General features: G+C 52.1%; 18 protein-coding genes. 10 read left to right on the top strand and 8 right to left on the bottom strand.

What is annotated here, in order from left to right; all coding sequences use genetic code 11:
- Nucleotides 1-384 precede the first annotated feature (384 nt).
- From A3OW_RS0107775 to A3OW_RS0107760, 4 genes are all read left to right on the top strand, one after another.
- Nucleotides 385-1884: a sensor histidine kinase gene (locus A3OW_RS0107775; protein WP_020562867.1), complete on the top strand. Its 1500-nt coding sequence runs from the start codon at nucleotides 385-387 to the stop codon at nucleotides 1882-1884.
- Nucleotides 1885-2335: 451 nt separating this feature from the next.
- Complete coding sequence (locus A3OW_RS0107770; protein WP_020562866.1) at nucleotides 2336-2791, top strand: response regulator; 456 nt, start codon at nucleotides 2336-2338, stop codon at nucleotides 2789-2791.
- 21 nt (nucleotides 2792-2812) lie between these two features.
- Entirely contained in the window at nucleotides 2813-3958 is a 1146-nt protein-coding gene (locus A3OW_RS0107765) for a hybrid sensor histidine kinase/response regulator (protein WP_020562865.1), read from the top strand.
- A 23-nt stretch (nucleotides 3959-3981) separates the two neighbouring features.
- Nucleotides 3982-5340: a sigma-54-dependent transcriptional regulator gene (locus tag A3OW_RS0107760; protein WP_026223414.1), complete on the top strand. Its 1359-nt coding sequence runs from the start codon at nucleotides 3982-3984 to the stop codon at nucleotides 5338-5340.
- 18 nt (nucleotides 5341-5358) lie between these two features.
- On the opposite strand, the gene tnpA is transcribed toward A3OW_RS0107760, so the two are convergent.
- Nucleotides 5359-5712: an IS66 family insertion sequence element accessory protein TnpA gene (gene tnpA / locus A3OW_RS26345; protein ID WP_020562863.1), complete on the bottom strand. Its 354-nt coding sequence runs from the start codon at nucleotides 5710-5712 to the stop codon at nucleotides 5359-5361.
- Nucleotides 5713-5959: 247 nt separating this feature from the next.
- Nucleotides 5960-6700: a Crp/Fnr family transcriptional regulator gene (locus A3OW_RS24410; protein WP_051091795.1), complete on the bottom strand. Its 741-nt coding sequence runs from the start codon at nucleotides 6698-6700 to the stop codon at nucleotides 5960-5962.
- Between the two features lie 738 nt (nucleotides 6701-7438).
- On the opposite strand from A3OW_RS24410, the gene A3OW_RS0107745 reads away from it, so the two are divergent.
- From A3OW_RS0107745 to A3OW_RS0107735, 3 genes are all read left to right on the top strand, one after another.
- Nucleotides 7439-7930 carry a YchJ family protein gene (locus tag A3OW_RS0107745; protein ID WP_020562861.1) on the top strand — a complete coding sequence of 164 codons (492 nt, stop codon included), beginning with the start codon at nucleotides 7439-7441 and terminating at the stop codon, nucleotides 7928-7930.
- A 309-nt stretch (nucleotides 7931-8239) separates the two neighbouring features.
- Nucleotides 8240-8653 carry a hypothetical protein gene (locus A3OW_RS24405; RefSeq protein WP_020562860.1) on the top strand — a complete coding sequence of 138 codons (414 nt, stop codon included), beginning with the start codon at nucleotides 8240-8242 and terminating at the stop codon, nucleotides 8651-8653.
- Nucleotides 8654-8980: 327 nt separating this feature from the next.
- Nucleotides 8981-9514, top strand: coding sequence for a gamma carbonic anhydrase family protein (locus tag A3OW_RS0107735; RefSeq protein WP_020562859.1), 534 nt, complete (start codon nucleotides 8981-8983; stop codon nucleotides 9512-9514).
- A gap of 10 nt (nucleotides 9515-9524) precedes the next feature.
- Here the strand turns inward: A3OW_RS0107735 and aroE are convergent, their stop codons facing one another.
- The 3 genes from aroE to hemB form a co-directional block, all read right to left on the bottom strand.
- On the bottom strand, nucleotides 9525-10382 hold the full coding sequence (gene aroE, locus A3OW_RS0107730) for a shikimate dehydrogenase (RefSeq protein ID WP_026223413.1): 858 nt from the start codon (nucleotides 10380-10382) through the stop codon (nucleotides 9525-9527).
- Nucleotides 10379-10891: a hypothetical protein gene (locus A3OW_RS0107725; RefSeq protein WP_026223412.1), complete on the bottom strand. Its 513-nt coding sequence runs from the start codon at nucleotides 10889-10891 to the stop codon at nucleotides 10379-10381. The genes aroE and A3OW_RS0107725 overlap by 4 nt, the downstream gene beginning before the upstream one ends.
- 98 nt (nucleotides 10892-10989) lie before the next feature.
- Nucleotides 10990-12003: a porphobilinogen synthase gene (hemB, locus tag A3OW_RS0107720; RefSeq protein ID WP_198291296.1), complete on the bottom strand. Its 1014-nt coding sequence runs from the start codon at nucleotides 12001-12003 to the stop codon at nucleotides 10990-10992.
- Between the two features lie 147 nt (nucleotides 12004-12150).
- Between hemB and A3OW_RS0107715 the strand changes: the two genes are divergently transcribed.
- The gene (locus tag A3OW_RS0107715; protein ID WP_026223410.1) at nucleotides 12151-12783 is read left to right on the top strand and encodes an MlaC/ttg2D family ABC transporter substrate-binding protein; all 633 of its coding nucleotides are present in this window, start codon (nucleotides 12151-12153) and stop codon (nucleotides 12781-12783) included.
- A gap of 761 nt (nucleotides 12784-13544) precedes the next feature.
- Here A3OW_RS0107715 and A3OW_RS0107710 read toward each other — a convergent pair.
- On the bottom strand, nucleotides 13545-14915 hold the full coding sequence (locus A3OW_RS0107710; protein WP_020562854.1) for a fibronectin type III domain-containing protein: 1371 nt from the start codon (nucleotides 14913-14915) through the stop codon (nucleotides 13545-13547).
- 586 nt (nucleotides 14916-15501) lie between these two features.
- On the opposite strand from A3OW_RS0107710, the gene A3OW_RS0107700 reads away from it, so the two are divergent.
- Nucleotides 15502-15687 (top strand): hypothetical protein, encoded by a 186-nt coding sequence (locus A3OW_RS0107700; RefSeq protein WP_157385828.1) that lies wholly within the window; start codon nucleotides 15502-15504, stop codon nucleotides 15685-15687.
- Between the two features lie 100 nt (nucleotides 15688-15787).
- Here the strand turns inward: A3OW_RS0107700 and cysN are convergent, their stop codons facing one another.
- Together cysN and cysD are read right to left on the bottom strand one after the other, a co-directional pair.
- Nucleotides 15788-17413, bottom strand: coding sequence for a sulfate adenylyltransferase subunit CysN (gene cysN, locus A3OW_RS0107690; protein WP_020562850.1), 1626 nt, complete (start codon nucleotides 17411-17413; stop codon nucleotides 15788-15790).
- A gap of 89 nt (nucleotides 17414-17502) precedes the next feature.
- Nucleotides 17503-18411 carry a sulfate adenylyltransferase subunit CysD gene (gene cysD, locus A3OW_RS0107685; RefSeq protein ID WP_020562849.1) on the bottom strand — a complete coding sequence of 303 codons (909 nt, stop codon included), beginning with the start codon at nucleotides 18409-18411 and terminating at the stop codon, nucleotides 17503-17505.
- A gap of 307 nt (nucleotides 18412-18718) precedes the next feature.
- On the opposite strand from cysD, the gene A3OW_RS0107680 reads away from it, so the two are divergent.
- Nucleotides 18719-19072 (top strand): hypothetical protein, encoded by a 354-nt coding sequence (locus tag A3OW_RS0107680; RefSeq protein WP_033412252.1) that lies wholly within the window; start codon nucleotides 18719-18721, stop codon nucleotides 19070-19072.
- Nucleotides 19073-19077 lie beyond the last annotated feature (5 nt).

The raw sequence follows: 19077 nt of genomic DNA, 5'->3' as shown, positions 1-19077 counted from the left end.
TTTTTAGCCAATTTAATAAAAATGTAATAAAAACCGTACTTAAGCGGCTGACAGAACAATTAATCCACAAAGTTGTCCACAGGATTTGTGTATAACTGGGATAAAAGTCCCGATGAAATAATTGTTTATAATTTTCAAAGATTTGATTATTATTCATTACGGATGCGGGAAAACGCTTCTTTCGATTCTGGATTTGGCCGAACGGCATTGTCAAGCCGACGGCATGCCGGCAAAACAAATCCGATCGTCACTTGTCCCGTCCCGAATGACCTTTTAGAATCACTCTCAGTCCATCGCTCAATTCCATTTCATCTCCTGCTCACATGGAGTCAAACCGATTGGCGGCGGGCTTTCACGCTTCTTATTTCTCCTTGATGTAAATCAATGAGTCAGATTTTTCCGCTTACAGAGAAAAAAATGGCCAGGCAGAATCCAGTAGCCTATCAGCTTGTCAGGTCTTCTTCCGTATGGACGCTGGTCTTGATTTTTTGCTGCCTGATCGCCACGACCCTTATCTCTTACAAAGCAATCAGCGGGCTTATCGAGGATTACAATTGGGTGCTTCATACCCAAGAAGTGATCGAAAAGAATTTGCAGTTTCTTGCCGACGTCAGGGCTGCGGAAAGCAGAAAAAGAGGCTATATCATTACCGGCGACAGTCGGTATCTGGATAAATTCTACGACGCGTTGAACGAGATCGAGAAACATGGCGACCAACTTGCCGCTCTAGTTGCCGACAACCCCTCTCGGAAAAAAGAAGTTAACACCCTGAGAAATCTCGTGGACAAGCGAAAGCAGGAATTTCAGGACACGATAGCGATCTTTAAAAAAAACGGATATAAAGTACCCACGCCAGCTCTGATTCAACAGGCCGAATTCGAAATCAACGACGACATCAACCGGCTTTCCGAAAAAATCAGTCAGAGTGAAAAACAGTTGTTGAAAGATCGGCGGAAGGATTCGATCCATAGCAAGGATTTCGCGTTACGGGGTCTGTTTATTGGCGCAGCCTTGACGACAGCACTGATCATTTTTTCATATTACCTGATCTACGTCGATCTGCGCCGTCGACAAGATCTGATTGAGGAGTTGGCGCAGGCGCGAGACGCTCTTGAAGAAAAAGTCGGAGACCGAACGCAAGAACTGGAAAGAAGCAATCGGGAGCTGCAGGAGTTTGCTTACATTGCTTCGCACGACCTGCAGGAGCCTCTGCGCAAGATCCAGGTCTTCGGCGACCGCCTGAAAACCAGATCGGGCGCGGCTTTGGACGAAACGTCGCGCGATTATCTTGAACGCATGCAGAAGGCTGCGAAACGGATGCATACCCTCATTAACGACCTGCTACAGTTTTCCAGAGTGTCCTCAAGCAGCCTGATGGTTAATAAAGTTTTCATAGACCTCAATGAGCAGGTGGATGAAGTCATCAGCGATCTTGAAGGCAGCATTGAGGTGACCCAGGGGCAAATTTGCATCGGCAACCTGCCGGAAATACAGGCGGATCCTGTTCAGGTGAGACAGTTATTACAAAACATTTTAAGTAATGCACTGAAATTCCATCAACCGAACGTACCGCCTAAAATCACGGTCAACTGGCACAACCAGACCGGTTTTGAAACAGGAAAACCGCCGCCGGAATTTTATGAAATTGCCGTCACCGACAACGGCATAGGCATCGATCCGCAATACGAGGAAAAAATTTTTAAACCCTTTCAGCGCCTGCATACCAAAAATGAGTACGAAGGGACAGGCATCGGACTTGCCGTTTGCCGGAAAATAATCGAAGGGCATCAAGGCTTTATCCGGATTATGCCGGCGCCTTCAGGGCAGGGGACAACCTTTTTGATCGGCTTTCCTGCCCTGCAAGAGTCGGAGGTTGCAAGCTAAAATCCCCATGCACAATACGCGGCACGTAGAAAACTATGAACGTATTCGGTGAAATTAACTCAATCTCTTAATCAAGTTATGGAAATTTTTATGGAATTTTTGCCGAATGCGCCAATGAGCAGTTGACACAGGCTGCACGCAAGAGGAGATTATTGATCGGAATCGTCCGTTTTTGCGGATCCGGATTTCGAACAAAAGCGAAAAAAGCCGTTGAACGGACTATGCCCGGCTATCCGAACGGTAGAGTTCGTGGTCCGGATTATTGCAAAAACGATAAATAAACAAAGATTATGCAATGCCCACTTTCAATGTTGGCTGATTTATTTCTTGATCGGGACATATTAAAGCTTATCGGCTTTTAAATTTAAGCTACAAGATTTTTTACAGCAATAAAAAATCAAGAAATCCTTACATCCATACTCATTTTTAATGATCTCATAGGCTTGAATTTATGAACCATCAAAGCAAAAACAGGCACGTCAACGTCATACTGCTTGCCGATGACGACGCCGACGACCGGCTATTGATTGAAGAAGCGTTGAACGAAGCGAAGTTTTCCAGCCAGAACATCAGTTTTGTCGAGAATGGCGAAGACCTGATGGACTATCTCAATCGGCGCGGAAAATTCGCGGACTTCAAAAACTGGCGGATACCGGATCTTATTCTGCTCGACTTGAACATGCCGAAAAAAGACGGCCGGGAAGCCCTGAAAGAAATCAAATCCGATAGCCTGCTGCGAAAGATTCCGGTGGTCGTTTTTACCACGTCGACGGCGCCGGAGGATATCTCCGCGTGTTACGACATCGGCGCCAATACTTACATAACAAAGGCAGTGACCTTTGAAGACATGGTGTCCGCAATGACGACAATTAAAAAATACTGGGTGGAGTACGCGTTGTTGTCGTAAGGTCATGTTCGGGAAAATCCATTGCGCCCTTTACGTGTTCTTTTAGTTGAAGACGACGAAGACGACTTCGTTATCACTCGGGATTTACTTGCCGAAATCGAGCACACCGATTATGAGCTGGAATGGGTTGACAACGCCGAAGACGCTCTGGCCAGACTGGTTTACCTTAAAAACGATTACGATGTTTGTCTTCTGGATTACCGCCTGGGAAGAACGACGGGTATCGAGATTATCCGCAAAGTTCTGTCCGAAGGTTTGAATGTGCCGATGATTTTATTGACCGAACATTCCGACCGACAGATCGATTTAACCGCCATGCAGGAAGGCGCCAGTGATTTTCTGGTGAAGGCGGAAATCAACAGCCGAATTCTTGACCGAGCCATTCGTTACGTTTGTGCAGTAAAAAAACACGAACAGGAAAGGTTGTCGTTGGCCCTCGCCCTGGAAGCCCGCAAGCAGGCCGAAGCCGCCAACCGAAGTAAAGACGAATTTTTGGGCATGGTATCTCACGAGATGCGCGGCCCGATCAATTCGATGCTCTTGTGGATCGACATCCTCAAATCGCCGGATACCGATCCGGAAACCCTTAAGACCGGCATCGAGGCCCTGGAGCGGTCCATCCGGCAGCAGAGCTATATATTGAACAATCTGGTTGAATTTACCCGCGGTTTAAACCGGACGATCAAGCTGTACAAACAAACCGTGAATCTTGTCGATTTATTGAAGGACATCGTGACGGCTCAGCAACCGGTCGCGGACAAGAAGCACATCGCTTTGTCGTTCTCTCATGACGCCGCCGAACTTATCCTGCAGGCGGACCCGGATCGCTTGCAACAAATTTTTAGCAATCTGATCAGCAACAGCATCAAATTTACCCAGGAACACGGCCGGGTCAAGATTCGAGCCGACCGCCGCGGGGACAAGGATAAGCCTTATGCCGAGATTACCGTATGTGACAACGGCATCGGTATTTCGGCGGAACTATTGCCTTACGTATTTGATCGTTACTTGCAGGCGCCGACTCATAGCTATGGAAATAATACCGGCTTGGGATTGGGTCTGACCATAGCCAGGCAACTGGTTGAATTGCATGATGGAACGATTCGTGCCGAGAGTCCCGGCATCAACCTGGGCACAACTTTCCATGTCGGTCTGCCTTTAAGTTAAACACATGAATGCCTATTGATATCATGCCTTTCATACTGATAGTTGATGACGACGTCGATTCGGCCATGGCGCTGAAACATATCATTGCGAAAGAAGGGTTTGTCGTTGCCGCCGCCGCCAACCTGGCGCAAGCGAGAGCGGAAATTGAAAAACGCATGCCCGACGTTATCCTGACCGATTTGATGTTGCCTGACGGCAAAGGTCTGGAAATCTTCGGCGAGGAGCCGGCGCCGGCCAATGTACAAATGATCTTGATGACCGGATTCGCCAGCCTGGAAACTTCGGTCGAAGCGTTGCGCCTTGGCTTTAAAGATTATCTAACCAAACCGGTCAGTTTGCAGCGCATGAAAAATATTCTTGCCAAGATTCCGAGAACCGGGGATCTGAAAGATGAAATTGATCAACTGCGCAAGGAGTTGAGAAACCTGGGACGCTTCGGCAAGCTGTGGGGCACTTCGAAACCCATGCAGGAAGTGTACGACCAGATAGCCAAAGTCGCTCCTTCGATCGCCTCGGTGATGATCATCGGCGAAAGCGGTACCGGAAAGGAAGCGGTCGCGCAGACCATTCATGACTTAAGTACCCGGCGAAAAAATCCGTTTTTGCCCATCAACTGCAGCGCCATTTCTCCGCAGTTGATTGAAAGCGAACTTTTCGGGCACGAAAGAGGCAGTTTTACCGGCGCGACGAAAGATCGTAAAGGTTATTTCGAACAGGCCTCGGGCGGCACTTTATTTCTGGATGAAGTCACTGAAATGCCGATCGAAATGCAAGCCAAGCTATTGAGGGTATTGGAAACGGGCGCTTTTTTGCCGGTCGGCGGAAACACGCTGGTGCAGACCGACGTCCGCATTATTTCCGCAACGAATCGCGACCCCATGGAGGCCGTTGAAGAAGGCAAACTCAGAGAAGATTTGCTTTACCGGCTTCAGGTGTTTCCACTCTGCCTGCCGCCTTTAAGAGACCGTAAAGGCGACGTCGACATTCTGGCCAGTTTTTTCCTGGAAGACTTGTGCCGATCGGAAAAGAAGAAAAAGACCTTGACTCCGGATGCCTACGAAAAAATGAACAGCTATCACTGGCCGGGCAACGTACGGGAACTGAAAAATGCCCTGCATCGAGCGTATATTATGGCGGATGACGAAATCACGGCCGAATGCATACTGGATGCTTGTCCTCTGCCGGTCGGCGCCAAGTCAAAAAGAGGCAGGGAAATCACCGCCGGGATGACTATTTCAGAGATGGAAAACAGGCTCATCGATGTGACGCTCGAGTATTGCTCGGGGAATAAGGAAGCGGCGGCGGAAATGCTCGGCATCAGTGTCAAGACGCTTTACAACAAATTAAAGGCCAGACCCGATAACCCCTCCGTGCCCGGATAACTGCCGACTCCGATACTTTCATGCCGAGGGGCGCCGGGCCTGGGCAAAGACCGTGATCCCGGCGGCGGCCGATTGAATCGGCGCCGTCGTCCAGGCAGCCGGATCCGGTCCGGGCAATTTACGGTAGCCTCTCAAGCGCGCCGTGAACGTACGGACGCTGGGCTGCTGCTCTGTACAATACCCGGCTTGCGACAAGTCGCTGGGCTGCCACGCTTCGACGGACTGACGCCATGTTGCTGTGACGGTCGTGCCCGAACTCCTGATCAAAAAGTCACAGAGCGCCACGGGCGAATGAGTTTTTACCGATGAAACGGAGGCCTGATGATCATTAAAGCCCATCATATGCGCAATGGATTCTGCCGTGTCCGTCATTAGAAAAATACCTGAGAAGATCCAGAAGCTAGCCAAAAATTGCCAGAATTTCATATCAACCCCCCGAACGCTTTAAACAATTGCCGAGACGTTCAAACCGATGTTTTTCAAAACTCAAATATTCAGGTGGGCGCCAACCCACGGTCGTAGCCGCTAGCGGCTTTTGTCTGTGGTCCATGGATCATGGAAGAGAAAGAACCACAAGACTCCCAATTCCTTCATAACGCGCCGGTCCCGGTCTTCGGGATCATGCTCTTGCCAGGGCCAGAGAGGAGCGGGCGGGATTGAGCGGACAACGGCAAGGCAACAATCGGTCGAACTCCTGTTTGACCACGGTGTAACATTCGCACACCCGCTCTTCCAGACCCTCCCGGTGCTCGATCGTAATATGCCCGCGGCTGTAGCGGATCAAGCCGGCTTCCTGCAATTTTCCGGCGGCTTCGGTGATGCCTTCCCGTCGTACGCCGAGCATGTTGGCGATGAGTTCCTGAGTCATGACCACCTCATTGGACGGCAGCCGGTCCAGACTCAACAGCAGGCAGCGGCACAACTGCTGGTCGATCGAATGATGGCGATTGCACACCGCCGTCTGCGAGATTTGCGTCAGCAACGCCTGGATGTAATGCAGCAGCAATTGGTGCAGCACGCCGTCCCGATTGAATTCGTTCTTCAACAAACTGCCTTTCAAGCGGTAGCAGTCGCCCGCGCTGCGCACCACGGCGCGGTGGGGCATGGTGCCGCCGCCGGTCAACAGAGCGACTCCGATCATCCCTTCGTTGCCGACCACCGCGATTTCGGCCGACGAGCCGTTCTCCAGCTCGTACAGCAGGGAGACGATGCTGGTCGTGGGAAAATAGGCGTAACACAAGGCATCGCCGGATTCGTACAGCACTTCGCCCGTCGGCATCGGCGCCGGTTCCAGGTGCGGCCGGATCCGGTCGAACACCTCGTCGGGCAAGGCGTTAATCAATAAGTTGTGTCTAGGCATAAGGTTTGGCCTCTTCTAAAGAAGGAACAGCGTTATGTCCATCAGACATGTCCCATGAACAACTGATGAGAACACTCGCAGGTTTCTGATCGGCCGGACTGAGAGTTGGTTAATAGCGCTTCACGCAATCGGCTCAACCCAAATCATCGCCGAAACCCGTCGAATCTTTATTAAAATAGTAAGTTATTTAAAGTCGATGCCTCAATTTAAAGCAATTTGTAGGCCAAAATGCTATTTGATTTGAAAAGTATTGAAAATCATTAGGTTATTAATTCCTGCCGGTAAATCATTTCTGCTGACTCAGGTTTATCCTGTAAATATTTCTCGTTCGTTGCAAAAATTACCGGACGAATCACGGTAATAAAATCGAATCTCAAAGCTGATAAATTTACCTATTTCATTAAGGCCAGGACGGTCTTGATACCTCAATTCGCCTCCGGCAGTCATTAGCGGCTGAATTGCAAATATCACCGAAGCGATTGAGCTTCAAATTTTCATCAATTACAATGCATTGAAAAATTATGAACTCTTTTTCCGAGTATTTTTGATGCGGCGGCTCCCGTTTTGGATAGGGTCACCAATAACTTCATCGCGGTTCCCATCTTAATGCCCTATGGGTACGCAGAGCGTGGAAGCCATGAGAAAAGTTATTTGCAGCGGTATTCTTAATACGTTACGTGGGTACTAGAACCCGGTTGCTTTATTCAAAGCTGAAGCCGGGAATGACGATATTTTTTGATGATGACTGATTTTTCCGAAGACTGCCTGTGCGGCTCCGGTTTGGCTTACGGTCAATGCTGCGGGCTGTTCCATTCCGGCCAAACTTTGCCCGTTACCGCCGAATCGTTGATGCGTTCGCGTTTTACCGCCTATGCCATGCGGAACGCCGATTATCTTTCGAATACCTGGGATGCCGGCCGATGTCCCGAGACGATCGATTTTTCCAGGGAAAAAGCCGAATGGCATAAACTGGAAATTATCGAGACCAAAAAAGGCGGCGCTAAAGACGGCAAAGGGCTGGTCGAGTTTAAGGCCTATTTCATCCAGGAGGGCGAAGAATACGCGCTGCACGAAATCAGCCGGTTTATAAAAAACGCCAATCGCTGGTATTATCTGGACGGCGTAGTGAAATCGATCGCCAAAGTCGGGCTGAATACCAATCTCGGCAAGAACGCCCCGTGCTCCTGCGGAAGCGGCAAAAAGTACAAGCGTTGCTGCGGCGCGGCCTGAGCGTTTCCAGCAAAGCCGTTTTCAAGAGCCGGCGCGTCTGCCGGGGGCTTTCCCCATTTTGAAACCGAGCGAGACGTGGCTTTTTCAGAGCTCTTATCTGACTTCTCAACGGACGTTTTTAACGCGATGAACATTGAAGAAGCCGGTTTCGACTGAGGTGAGACAAACCGTAGTCTATTTTTTTGAAGGGGGAAATATCATAAATATTGAAACTTTATTAGAAATATTTAAAGTTTATTGGTATGTTATTGTTCGTGACAGTTCTTTCGCAATTCAAACAATAGAATAACTAATTGAGGATAACGACACATGAAAACTACACAGTTGATTGCATCCGGTTTAATTGGGCTGGCGTTGTTGGCGGGCTGTGAAAAGTCGGAAGACAAAACCGCGGCTTCGAATGCGCCTCAGGAAGCCGCGCCCGCGGCGCAAGGTGCGGCTACTGAAGCGGCCGAAGCGGCGAAAAGTGCTGCAAGCACTGCCGGCGAGGCGGCATCCCAAGCCGTAGAGAGCGCCAAAGAGGCCGGAGCCGCGGCGGTCGAGCAAACGAAAGAAGCCGCAGCCGATGCGGCCGACGCTACCAAATCCGCTGCGGCCGATGCGGCAGAGAAAGCCAAGGAGGCCGTAGCCGAAGTCGTCAAGCCCGGTACGGAAGCGGGAGCGGCCGCCGATCAGCCGAAAGAAACGACCCCGCCCGAGAAGTCCAAGGAAGAACCGAAATAAGCGGTCGGCATTTATCAAGACAAATAGACCATTCCGCAACCTTTGGAGAGCGTCGTAAAAGCCCCCTCTCCCCGCGGGAGAGGGTTGGGGTGAGGGGAATAAATAAAGTAAGACATTGATTTATATCCCCTCATCCTGCCCTCTCCCCGAGGGAGAGAGTTCTGTATTGACTTTTACGACAGCCTCCTTCGCGCGAGGCGCTGCCCGGCTCGAAGGTCGCCTTGCAACTTGAATCGAACGGGACCCGGTTTTCGGGGACTGGTTTGAACCTTTAACTTTTTCCGTCATCTTCTTATTAGACAATTTCCGAGAAAACGGGTTATTTTCGTGTCAGTCAGAACGTTTAACAACAAGCGGCCGGTGATCGGCGAGAGAGTCTACATTGACGCTCAGGCAACGGTGATCGGCGACGTCACTCTGGGTGACGACGTCTCGATCTGGCCGTCTACGGTCATCCGAGGCGACGTCGAAGCCATTACGATAGGCGAGGGGACCAACGTTCAGGACGGCTCGGTCTTGCACGTCACTCATTACGGCAAATACAACGATCGAGGCTATCCGTTAACGATAGGCAAAGGCGTGACCATCGGCCATCGAGCCGTCGTCCATGCCTGCACGATAGGTAATTATTGTCTGGTGGGCATCGGCTCCGTCATCATGGACGACGCGGTGCTTGAAGATTATGTGATGCTTGGCGCCGGCGCGCTGGTGACTCCCGGCAAGAAGCTCGAAAGCGGGCATCTCTATGTCGGCTCCCCGGCCAAGCAAGCGCGCCCTTTGACCGCAACCGAAAAGGAATTTCTGAAATATTCCTCTCAGCATTATATCCATTTGAAGGACGAGTATCTGAAACAGGGCTGAAAGCTCAGCCTTAAGGAAACTCGCGATCATTTCTTTCGGCATTCAGCCATTCGATCACGGGACGAGTTTCGGGGCGGACTCCGCGCCAGAGATAAAAAGCTTCCGCCGCCTGTTCGACCAGCATGCCCAATCCGTCCAGGCTTTTCACGGCCCGATGCGCTTGGCCCCAACGCACGAAGGCGGTGGGTTCGTTGCCGTACGCAAGGTCGTAGCAACTGCCGTGTTCGGCCAGCAGATTTTCCGGCAAAGGCGGCAATTGGCCGCTTAAACTGGCGGAAGTCGCATTCAGGATCAGGTCGAATTCCAAACCGTTCAGGTCGTCGAAGCCGCAGCCCCGGATTGCGCCGAGTTCGGCGAATTCCGCGGCCAGACCGACGGCCTTCCCGGTCGTGCGATTGGCGATGACAACCTCCGCCGGCGCTTGCTCGATCAGAGGACCGAGGATTCCCCGGCTGGCCCCTCCGGCGCCAAGAATCAGAATTTTCGTGTTTTCAAGATTGAGTGCATGATTGCGCACCAGGTCGGTCACCAGCCCCTGGCCGTCGGTATTATCGCCGAGAATGCTGCCGTCCGGCTGTAAGGCCAGGGTGTTGACGGCTTTGCTGAAACCGGCGCGAGGCGTCGTGCGGCCGGCAAAGGCAAAAGCCAGTTCCTTGAGCGGTACCGTGCAGTTCAATCCCTTGCCGCCTTCGGCAAAAAAAGCGTTCACCGCGGATAAAAACTGCTCCGGTGTTACCTCCCGGGCTTCGTAATGCAGCGACTGCCCGGTTTGTTCGGCGAACAACCGGTGAATTCGGGGCGATTTGCTGTGTTTGATCGGATGGCCGAATACGGCGTAACGATCGATCGAAGTTGTGTTGGTGCTCATTTTTCGGTCCAGATTTCCCATAAAATGGTTGCCGTGACGATAAAAACGGCAATCAGTAATTCTATCCAGAAAAAATGCTCGGTGTAGGAGGCAATGACCGCCGAGGTGCCGAGAAACAATCCGACCAGACTGAAGCGCCAGCCGACGCGCAAACCGTCCAGGATGGTTGCCAGCGACAGGATCAGCAAGATCAGCAGGCCGGTGTCGGTCGATCCCGCTGCTTTTTGCACCAGAAACGCCCCCCCGACCACCAGCAGGGACGCCGTCCAGTGCAGGGCCTGTTCGCTCAGGATGATTTTGATGTCTTCGCTTCGATGTTTCGATTGCAGCCAGCCGATGATGATGGCGAACACCGCAAAGACGAAGACCATGACGATCCAGTAACCGTAGCCGTCGGCAGGAGAAAAATCATTAATGAAAATACCGGTCAGAGACAAGATCAGCAGCAGGATCAGAATGCCTTCCTCAATCTGGAACTTTCTTTTCGGATTCATCATTTCTTCTGGCATAGGACGGGCTCCCTCTGTATTTTTTTATTATGGATTAGTGCAATTTGGATTTGAAAATTAGCCGTTACGCACCGCACTCTGCGGGTTTCATCATGGAATCAGGGTTGCAGCCATTGCGCTGCGGACTTGGCAAAATAAGTCAGAACGGCATCGGCGCCGGCCCGCTTGAAAGCGAGCAGGGATTCCAGAACGGCCTGTTTTTCATCGAGCCAGCCGTTCAGAGCGGCGGCTTTCAGCATGGCGTATTCGCCGCTGACCTGGTAGGCGAAAGTAGGCACGCCGTAACGGTCTTTGACTCTTCGGATGACGTCGAGATAAGGCAGGCCGGGCTTGATCATGACCATGTCGGCGCCTTCCTGTAAGTCTAGCCGAATCTCGATCAAGGCTTCATTCGAATTGGCCGGATCCATTTGATAACTGTTTTTATCGGCTTTTCCCAGGGCGCCGGCCGAGCCCACCGCGTCTCGAAAAGGGCCGTAAAAACTCGAAGCATATTTGGCGGAGTAGGCTAAAATTAACGTGTTAACATGCTTTTCGGCTTCCAATACCCGCCTGATCGCGCCGATGCGTCCGTCCATCATGTCCGACGGCGCGACGATGTCGGCTCCGGCTTCGGCGTGCGACAGCGCTTGCCGGCACAACACGTCGATGGTTTCGTCATTGAGTACATACCCTTCGGAATTGATCAGCCCGTCCTGGCCGTGGGAAGTAAAAGGGTCCAGAGCGACGTCGGTGATGATGCCCAGATCGGGAACGGTTTTTTTCAAGGCCCGCACGCTGCGTTGGACCAATCCGTCCGGATTGTAGGATTCCTCGGCTGTCTCGGATTTTTTTTCCGGCGAAACGACGGGAAAGAGGGCGATGGCGGGAATGCCCAGGCGGGAAATTTCCTGCGCTTCTTCAAGCAGCAAATCCAGAGACAATCGGACGATTCCGGGCATCGAAAGAATCGGCTCCTTCCGGTCCGAGCCTTCCGTGACAAACATCGGATAGATCAGGTCGTCCACGGAAAGACGGTGTTCGCGCATCAAACGGCGGGAAAAATCATTATAACGCATTCTTCTCATGCGTGTACGAGGGAAATTAATGGTATGATAGGACATCTTATCCATAACCTTGGGTTTAGAAAAAATCAGAATCTTGGTGGTCCGGGATCTTTTTTCGATCGCTGGGTTCCCAGGAAAACATTGTATCAGGAAAGAGTCTTGCTGATACCCTAAAACGGTCAACACACATTAGTTTGAATAAATGAGGGTCATATGAAAACTAAGCAATTTGCAGTATTTATTTTATCTGCGCTGTTAATGGCTTTGCTGCCGATTAACAGAGCGATGTCCGAAAACCTGCTGCCGCCGCAGCAAGCCATTCAGAGTGCCTCGGATCAATTGCAAAAACGGCTTCAGAATCCCGGGTTCTCCAGAGATTTCAAACAAATTACCCAATTTGTCAACGAAGTCATTTATCCGCATACCGATTTTGATCGGATTTCTGCGCTGGTGCTCGGCAAGCTCTGGAAAACTGCCACCCCGGAAGAGCGCGGACGTTTCAAGCAGGAATTTCAAACCTTGCTGGTAAGAACTTACTCGCGAGCCTTTATCGAGTTCAAAGAGTGGTCGGTGCGCTTCCTGCCCATGCAAATGGAGCCCGGCGCAACGAAAGTCGTGGTCAAAACGGAGGTGTTGCAGCCCGGCATTCAACCGGTCGGCGTCAACTACCGGATGTTCCTGAGCAACGGCCAATGGAAAGCTTACGACATCCTGATCGAAGGAGTCAGCCTGGTGACCAATTACCGCACCACCTTCACCAACGAAGTCCAGGCCAAAGGCTCGCTCGCCGCAGTCATCGACGGACTGGCGAAACGCAACGCCGAGGCGTTGTCGGCCAAGAGCTAAGAAATTTTATTCACGCATGGGGTAGTAACGGATTTATGTCCCCGTTCACTTGCAAGACACCGGCTTTTGGCCGGTGTTTTTGTTACAAGCTGCCGCTATCTTCTCGAACAAGTCTTAATTCCGGGATTACGCAACTCGGCTCGTAAAGAGTCTGAAAACAAGCCGGCCCTAGCGTGATAGAAAATCTTTGCAGGGCGGCTGTTTAAACTTTCTTTGATCCAGACAGGATAACAGCTCGCGAGGTGATTACGTTGCGAGCAGGCTTTGACGCATTGTCAATTCTTTTGGGCCGGTAACTGTTTCGGTTGGCTGTGAAGTTCTTCGGCTTGCAGGCGTATGCCGTTCACTTATCGGCTTGCAATAACGTTTATTCTGTACGCTGCCATCAAAGATCGGAAACGCCCCGAGGGGTAATCAACCTCTGAACCAGCTCCGACACTTGCCGCGCCGTTTCAGGAATTGCCGACCGCATCATGGCCGGCATTGTCCGAATGCCCGGACAGGTTGAGACAGGTACGTTGATCGGCACGGCGTTCAGTAGGTGTTCCCCCTATCTCGGCTTGGTTCCCATGCTCATTAAAATAACCGATTGCACTGTGGCAGAGGGTTCTAACCGATTAAAAAACACCACTTGAAACTGGAACGTCTTTCGGTGACGGATCAATTAGAAGGAATCCCGAATTTTTTAATTCGGATAAAAAACGCGCGTTCATTGCGAGCGCGCGGATAGTAGGTACTTATATTGGGGGAAGGTACTGAATTTATGGAATGTATGGCTTTAAAGTATCATGCCATTGCTGGAATTGGGACGAATAGCTGCTGTTGTTCAAATCCGTGTCGTAGAATTCGAAATAGGTCGCTTTGTAATTATTAAATCCATTGCTCATGCCGGCGCTGGGCGTGTCGCCTTTCGGAAAATTACAATAAGACCAGGAATTTTGATTCGACCATTCTCCGCAAGCCTGGAGCATGATGCCGGTTTTGCCTACGGCAGGCAGCAGATTCTCGCCTAAAATCGAGTTGGTTTGAGGTGCGGAGCCGGTCATTACTTCCTGGAAAAAACTCATGACGGAGCCGTACTGAGCTAGTAAAGTATCGCGGATGTCTTCAGTCGTAGAAGGGTTGCTGGTGTTGTCTGTAATGTCGAAAAGTCCCAAATACAGGTTCTTCTTCGGGAAAGCGCTAGCCCAATAGCCGGCTGTGGTGATCGCCGCGTCTTTCATTTTTGACGCAGAGTAGCCGCTAAAGGTTGTCGTCAACCGCACGGATTGCATGCCTAAGAGGCTTGCATTAATCTGCCTGACCGAAGTTAAATCCTTTATCGCGGTTCCGTTGATTTGATGCGTGCTCAGAGCGTTGATGAAATTTTGCAGAGCGGATAGGCCCGTGGCGTCCCAGGGTACACAGGTTTTACCGAATTGAGGGTCGTTATAAGTAGCGCATTTCGATTCCAGCCAGGTCGGAACAGCCATTACCATGGGGGCTATAGTGACGGATTGCCCCAGAGATATGGCCTTCTGAACGGTCGAGTCTAGATTGGTAAAAGAATATTGATTTTCTTGGGGTTCGCTTTTATCCCAATATATCCGAACAAGCACGCCGTCAACGAACGGCTGATCGACGACATTGTCAATCGAATAGATGCCCGCCGGAACGCCGGAAGGAACGCCGTCGGCGCTGCCGCCGGAACCGCCGCCGGAACTTGAGGAAGTGGTGGCGCTGGCCGATGAGGACTGTGCTGAAGTATTGCCCGCAGCATCGTATGCGGCGACAGTGTATTTATAAGTGGTGCTGGGAGAAAGTCCCGTGTTGGAAAAAGAAGTGCTGGAGACGGTTGCGATTTGAGCGCCGCCTTGGTACACCTTGTAGCCTTTAACGCCGACCGAGTCCGAGGAGGCTTTCCAGCTCAAATTGATTTGGGAAGAAGAAGCCGCGGTGGCCGTGAGCCCGGTAGGAACGGTAGGCGCCGTTCTGTCAGTATTGCCTCCGCCGCCCCCGCCCCATCGAGCGGCTTGTGCCGTATCGACTTGGGCGATGCCGACGATCCCTGCCAGATAAAGAGAAACCGACGCCCGTAGAATAATACCGGCGATCCCGGTCTTACCGTTGAAATGAAATTTAGAAGACTTCATAATAAAATCACTCGTTTGGTTTTGTGGAAACAAACTTAATCATTGTTCGCAAATGTGCAGTTTACGAACCTATTAATTACTGTGCTTCTTCAAATAATTTGCGGATTATTTGAGAAATCCCCCTTTTTACCGATTGCATAGGTTTCGAAGAGTCATTATTTTTCCCGGACCTCGGCAACTATTCCCGTGTTGATTTAGCTCCAGCTTTTTGAGTCGAGGCACAGGATGAAACAGTTATTGGAAAATGACTCGAGGCTATGTCGGTAGCTTTGCCACTCCACAAAGAGCACGCCAGCGCTCCCTGGAATCGCTTTGTCTATCGCTCAGGATGACTCGGCTTTCCGTTTTTCGGCGGCAGGCGATTATAGTGTGTCACGAGTTTCTTAATTGTAAGTTAAGGGCGGTGAAGAAAAGCATGCAGAGACTGTTGGTTCTGTTAGCCGCAATTTACGATGAAGGGTCATGGCTTGAAAAATCGGACGTACTGCCGGGCCTGGAGTCCTGCGTATACGTTGCGGAAGGAGGGATCGGGAAGCGGCGTTAATGGCATTCAAAGTCATCTAATCCTGCGGGAGGGGTGAATGCCTTGATCGAAAATACAGCCCTTTCGCTAAAGAAAAAGGAGCCACTCGATTCCTTGACGGAGATTGAGTGGAAAGACGCGCAAGGAATTGCCTCCGAGAGTGAGGCGGAAGTCATGGCCGATCCCGGCTATTGGCTGCACCGTTGGCTTGAAGCCAACGGCCAAATTTTTCCGGATCGGCAAGGGTGACAGTCAAGATGGCGGGAGACGGCAAACCCGCGTCGTTCGTCGGCTTGTTTTGGGGGGTAGTGGCTGCCCAAAACAAGCTTTCGCAAATACCGGTACGGTATCAGTAAATGATTTTCCGGTTTTTCAACTCGGCATAGATGTCGTCGAGCGGGACTTTATCCGCATCGAACACCACATCAGACGACTCCTGGCTGCCGTTGACGCACAAACCGATCAGGCCGGCGTTTTTGATGGCGTCGACCAGCATCGGATTTTGAGCTTCCAGTACGGTGGCGGCGTGTCCGTTGTCGAACAGTTTTCTTTCGATCCGGTAGGCCACGTCCTTGCTGTTCTGGCCGATGAAGGCGACCGCCGCCGCTTTCTGGCTGAAGCGTGCTGCGCGTTCTTCGGTGCTGACGGGTTGGAGCGCTTCGTCGCCGGTGGCGCCGACGATCATGCCGGCGCCGACGGTGCCGTTGCTGAGGCGGTCGATGACGATGAACGAGCCGGTGCCGCGGCTGGCCCGGTACGGATCGAACACGACCGGGGCATTCACCGACACGGTGCAGTAGCCGATCTCGTTGAGTTTCAGTTCGTTGGCGTCGTGATGCTCGAGCGTATTGACGTCGATCCGGTGGTGGATCAGCGAAACGGAACCGGACACGCTGCGGCTGGCCAGTTTCAGCGTGTACTGGCGGCCGGGGGCGAGCGCCTTCTCGTTCATCCAGACGATGTGGGCGTTGAATTTGTCCGCGACGACGGCCGGGGTCGTGTCGGCGCCGACGATCATATCGCCGCGGCTGATGTCGATTTCATCTTCCAGGGTCAGGGTCACGGCCATCGGCGGAAAGGCTTGTGNCAGCTCGCCGTCGTAGGTGACGATCGATTTGATCGTGCTGCTTTTACCGGAAGGCAGCGCGGTGATCCGGTCGCCTTGGCGGAATACGCCGGCGGCGACGGTGCCGCAGAAGCCCCGGAAGTTCAGGTTGGGACGGTTGACGTACTGCACCGGAAAGCGGGCGTCGGTGAAATTGTAATCGTTGGCGATCTGGACGTGGTTCAATGCGTCCATTAACGGCTCGCTGGTGAACCAGGGCATGTGCGCGCTCGGATGGACGACGTTGTCGCCGTCCAGCGCCGAAATCGGAATGAAACGGACGTCGTGCAGGGACAATGCCCGGGTGAAGGCGAGGTAGTCCTCTTTGATCCGGTTGAACGTGGCTTCGCTGTAATCGACCAGATCCATTTTGTTGACCGCGACGATGATGTGCCGGATGCCGAGCAAGGAAGCGATGAAGCTGTGCCGCTTGGTCTGGGTTTGCACGCCGTAACGGGCGTCGATCAGAATGATCGCCAGGTCGCAGGTGGAGGCGCCGGTGGCCATGTTGCGGGTGTATTGTTCGTGCCCCGGGGTATCGGCGATGATGAACTTCCGCGTGGACGTGGAGAAGTAGCGGTAGGCGACGTCGATGGTGATGCCTTGTTCCCGCTCCGCCTGCAGGCCGTCGACCAGCAGCGCCAGGTCGATCTTGCCGGCGCCGGTGGTGCCGGACTTGACGCTGTCGGCTTGCACCGCGGCCAGTTGATCTTCGTAGATCATTTTGGAGTCGTGCAGAAGACGGCCGATGAGCGTGCTTTTGCCGTCGTCGACGTTGCCGCAGGTCAGAAANCGCAGCANTTCCTTNCGTTCGTGCTGAGCCAGATAGGCGTTGATGTCGGTGCTGATGAGATCGGATTGATGGGACATAGTCTTTCTTCGAATTCCTGTAAGGGTGCAATATCGTCGGTCGAATCGCCGGTCCTGGGGGCGGACCGGAGCGCAGGCTGAAACCGGGCTTAAAAATAGCCTTCCCGCTTTTTCTGTTCCATCGACCCGGCCTGGTCGTGATCGATCAGGCGGCCCTGGCGTTCCGAGGTGGTAGTCAAGAGCATCTCCTGGATGATTTCAGGCAGCGTGGTCGCGTTCGATTCGACGGCGCCGGTCAACGGGTAGCAGCCCAGCGTGCGAAAACGCACCCGTTTCATTTCGATCTTGTCTTCGGGGCCGATCGGCATGCGCTCGTCGTCGACCATGATCAGCATGCCGTCCTTGTCGACCACCGGCCGCTCTTTGGCGAAATACAGCGGCACGATCGGGATTTTTTCCAGATGGATGTACTGCCAGATGTCCAGCTCGGTCCAGTTCGACAGCGGGAACACGCGGATGCTTTCGCCCTTGTCGATCTTGCCGTTGTAAATGTTCCACAGCTCGGGACGCTGGTTTTTCGGATCCCAGCGGTGGTTCTTGTCGCGGAACGAATAGACCCGCTCCTTGGCCCGGGATTTTTCTTCGTCGCGCCGGGCGCCGCCGAAGGCCGCGTCGAATTGATATTGGTTCAGGGCCTGCTTGAGCGCGTCGGTTTTCATCACGTCCGTGTGTTTCTTGCTGCCGTGGGTAAACGGGCCGATGCCCTGGGCGACGCCGTCCTGATTGATGTAGACCAACAGCTCCAGGCCCAGATCCCGGGTCAGTCTGTCCCTGAATTCGATCATTTCCCGGAATTTCCAGGTCGTGTCGACGTGCAGCAGCGGAAAGGGCGGCTTACCGGGAAAGAACGCCTTCATCGCCAAATGCAGCATGACCGCCGAATCCTTGCCGATCGAATACAGCATCACCGGCCGCTCGAATTCGGCGGCAACTTCTCGGATGATATGAATACTTTCAGCTTCCAGCTGTTTTAGGTGCGTTAGTTTATAGTCAGTCATTAAGTCCGCCAGTTGAATAGTTCGGTATGCACGGGGATGAAATCAGAAATTAGATTAATAGCGAATAACATCTTGAGTAGCGCCGTCCGATTGGATCGGGCAGGGCCGGCGCCGATAGCGCCTTATAAAACGCCATGTTATCGTAAGAATAGTTCAAATTGATAAATTTTCATTTCTGCACGATAGTGTGTATTTTAATTTGAACAGGACGCGAATGCCAGTCAAGATCGGGCAAATTGTCGAAATTGCTCTATAATTGGCCAATTTTTCGCTTTATTATTTTCTATATCTGGAAATGAACAAACCCATGAAAGCTCTGATTTTATCTCAACCTTACTCGCACCGATCCTTTCGAAATACGCTGGGCGCTCTGGTGCTGTCCGTTCCCGTATTGTTGACGGGATGCGCTTCGGTCGGACATGAGTTTCCGGCAGGTCAGGTTTCCACCATCAAAATAGGAGAAACCACGCAGAACGACATTTATACGACTTTCGGTACTCCCTGGCGCACCGGTCTCGATAACGGCATGAAAACCTGGACCTACGGGCATTATCGTTACAGTCTGTTCGGCGAAGGCAGCACCGAAGACCTTGTGATCAAGTTCGATCCGCGCGGAGTCGTTTCTTCTTACGTGTTCAATACCAGCAAGCGCTCCAAATAACGGCT

The organism is Methylosarcina fibrata AML-C10 (assembly GCF_000372865.1).
Classification (GTDB): Bacteria; Pseudomonadota; Gammaproteobacteria; order Methylococcales; family Methylomonadaceae; genus Methylosarcina; species Methylosarcina fibrata.
Note: the sequence above shows the minus strand (reverse complement) of the source record. Positions and strands in the feature narration are given on the sequence as shown.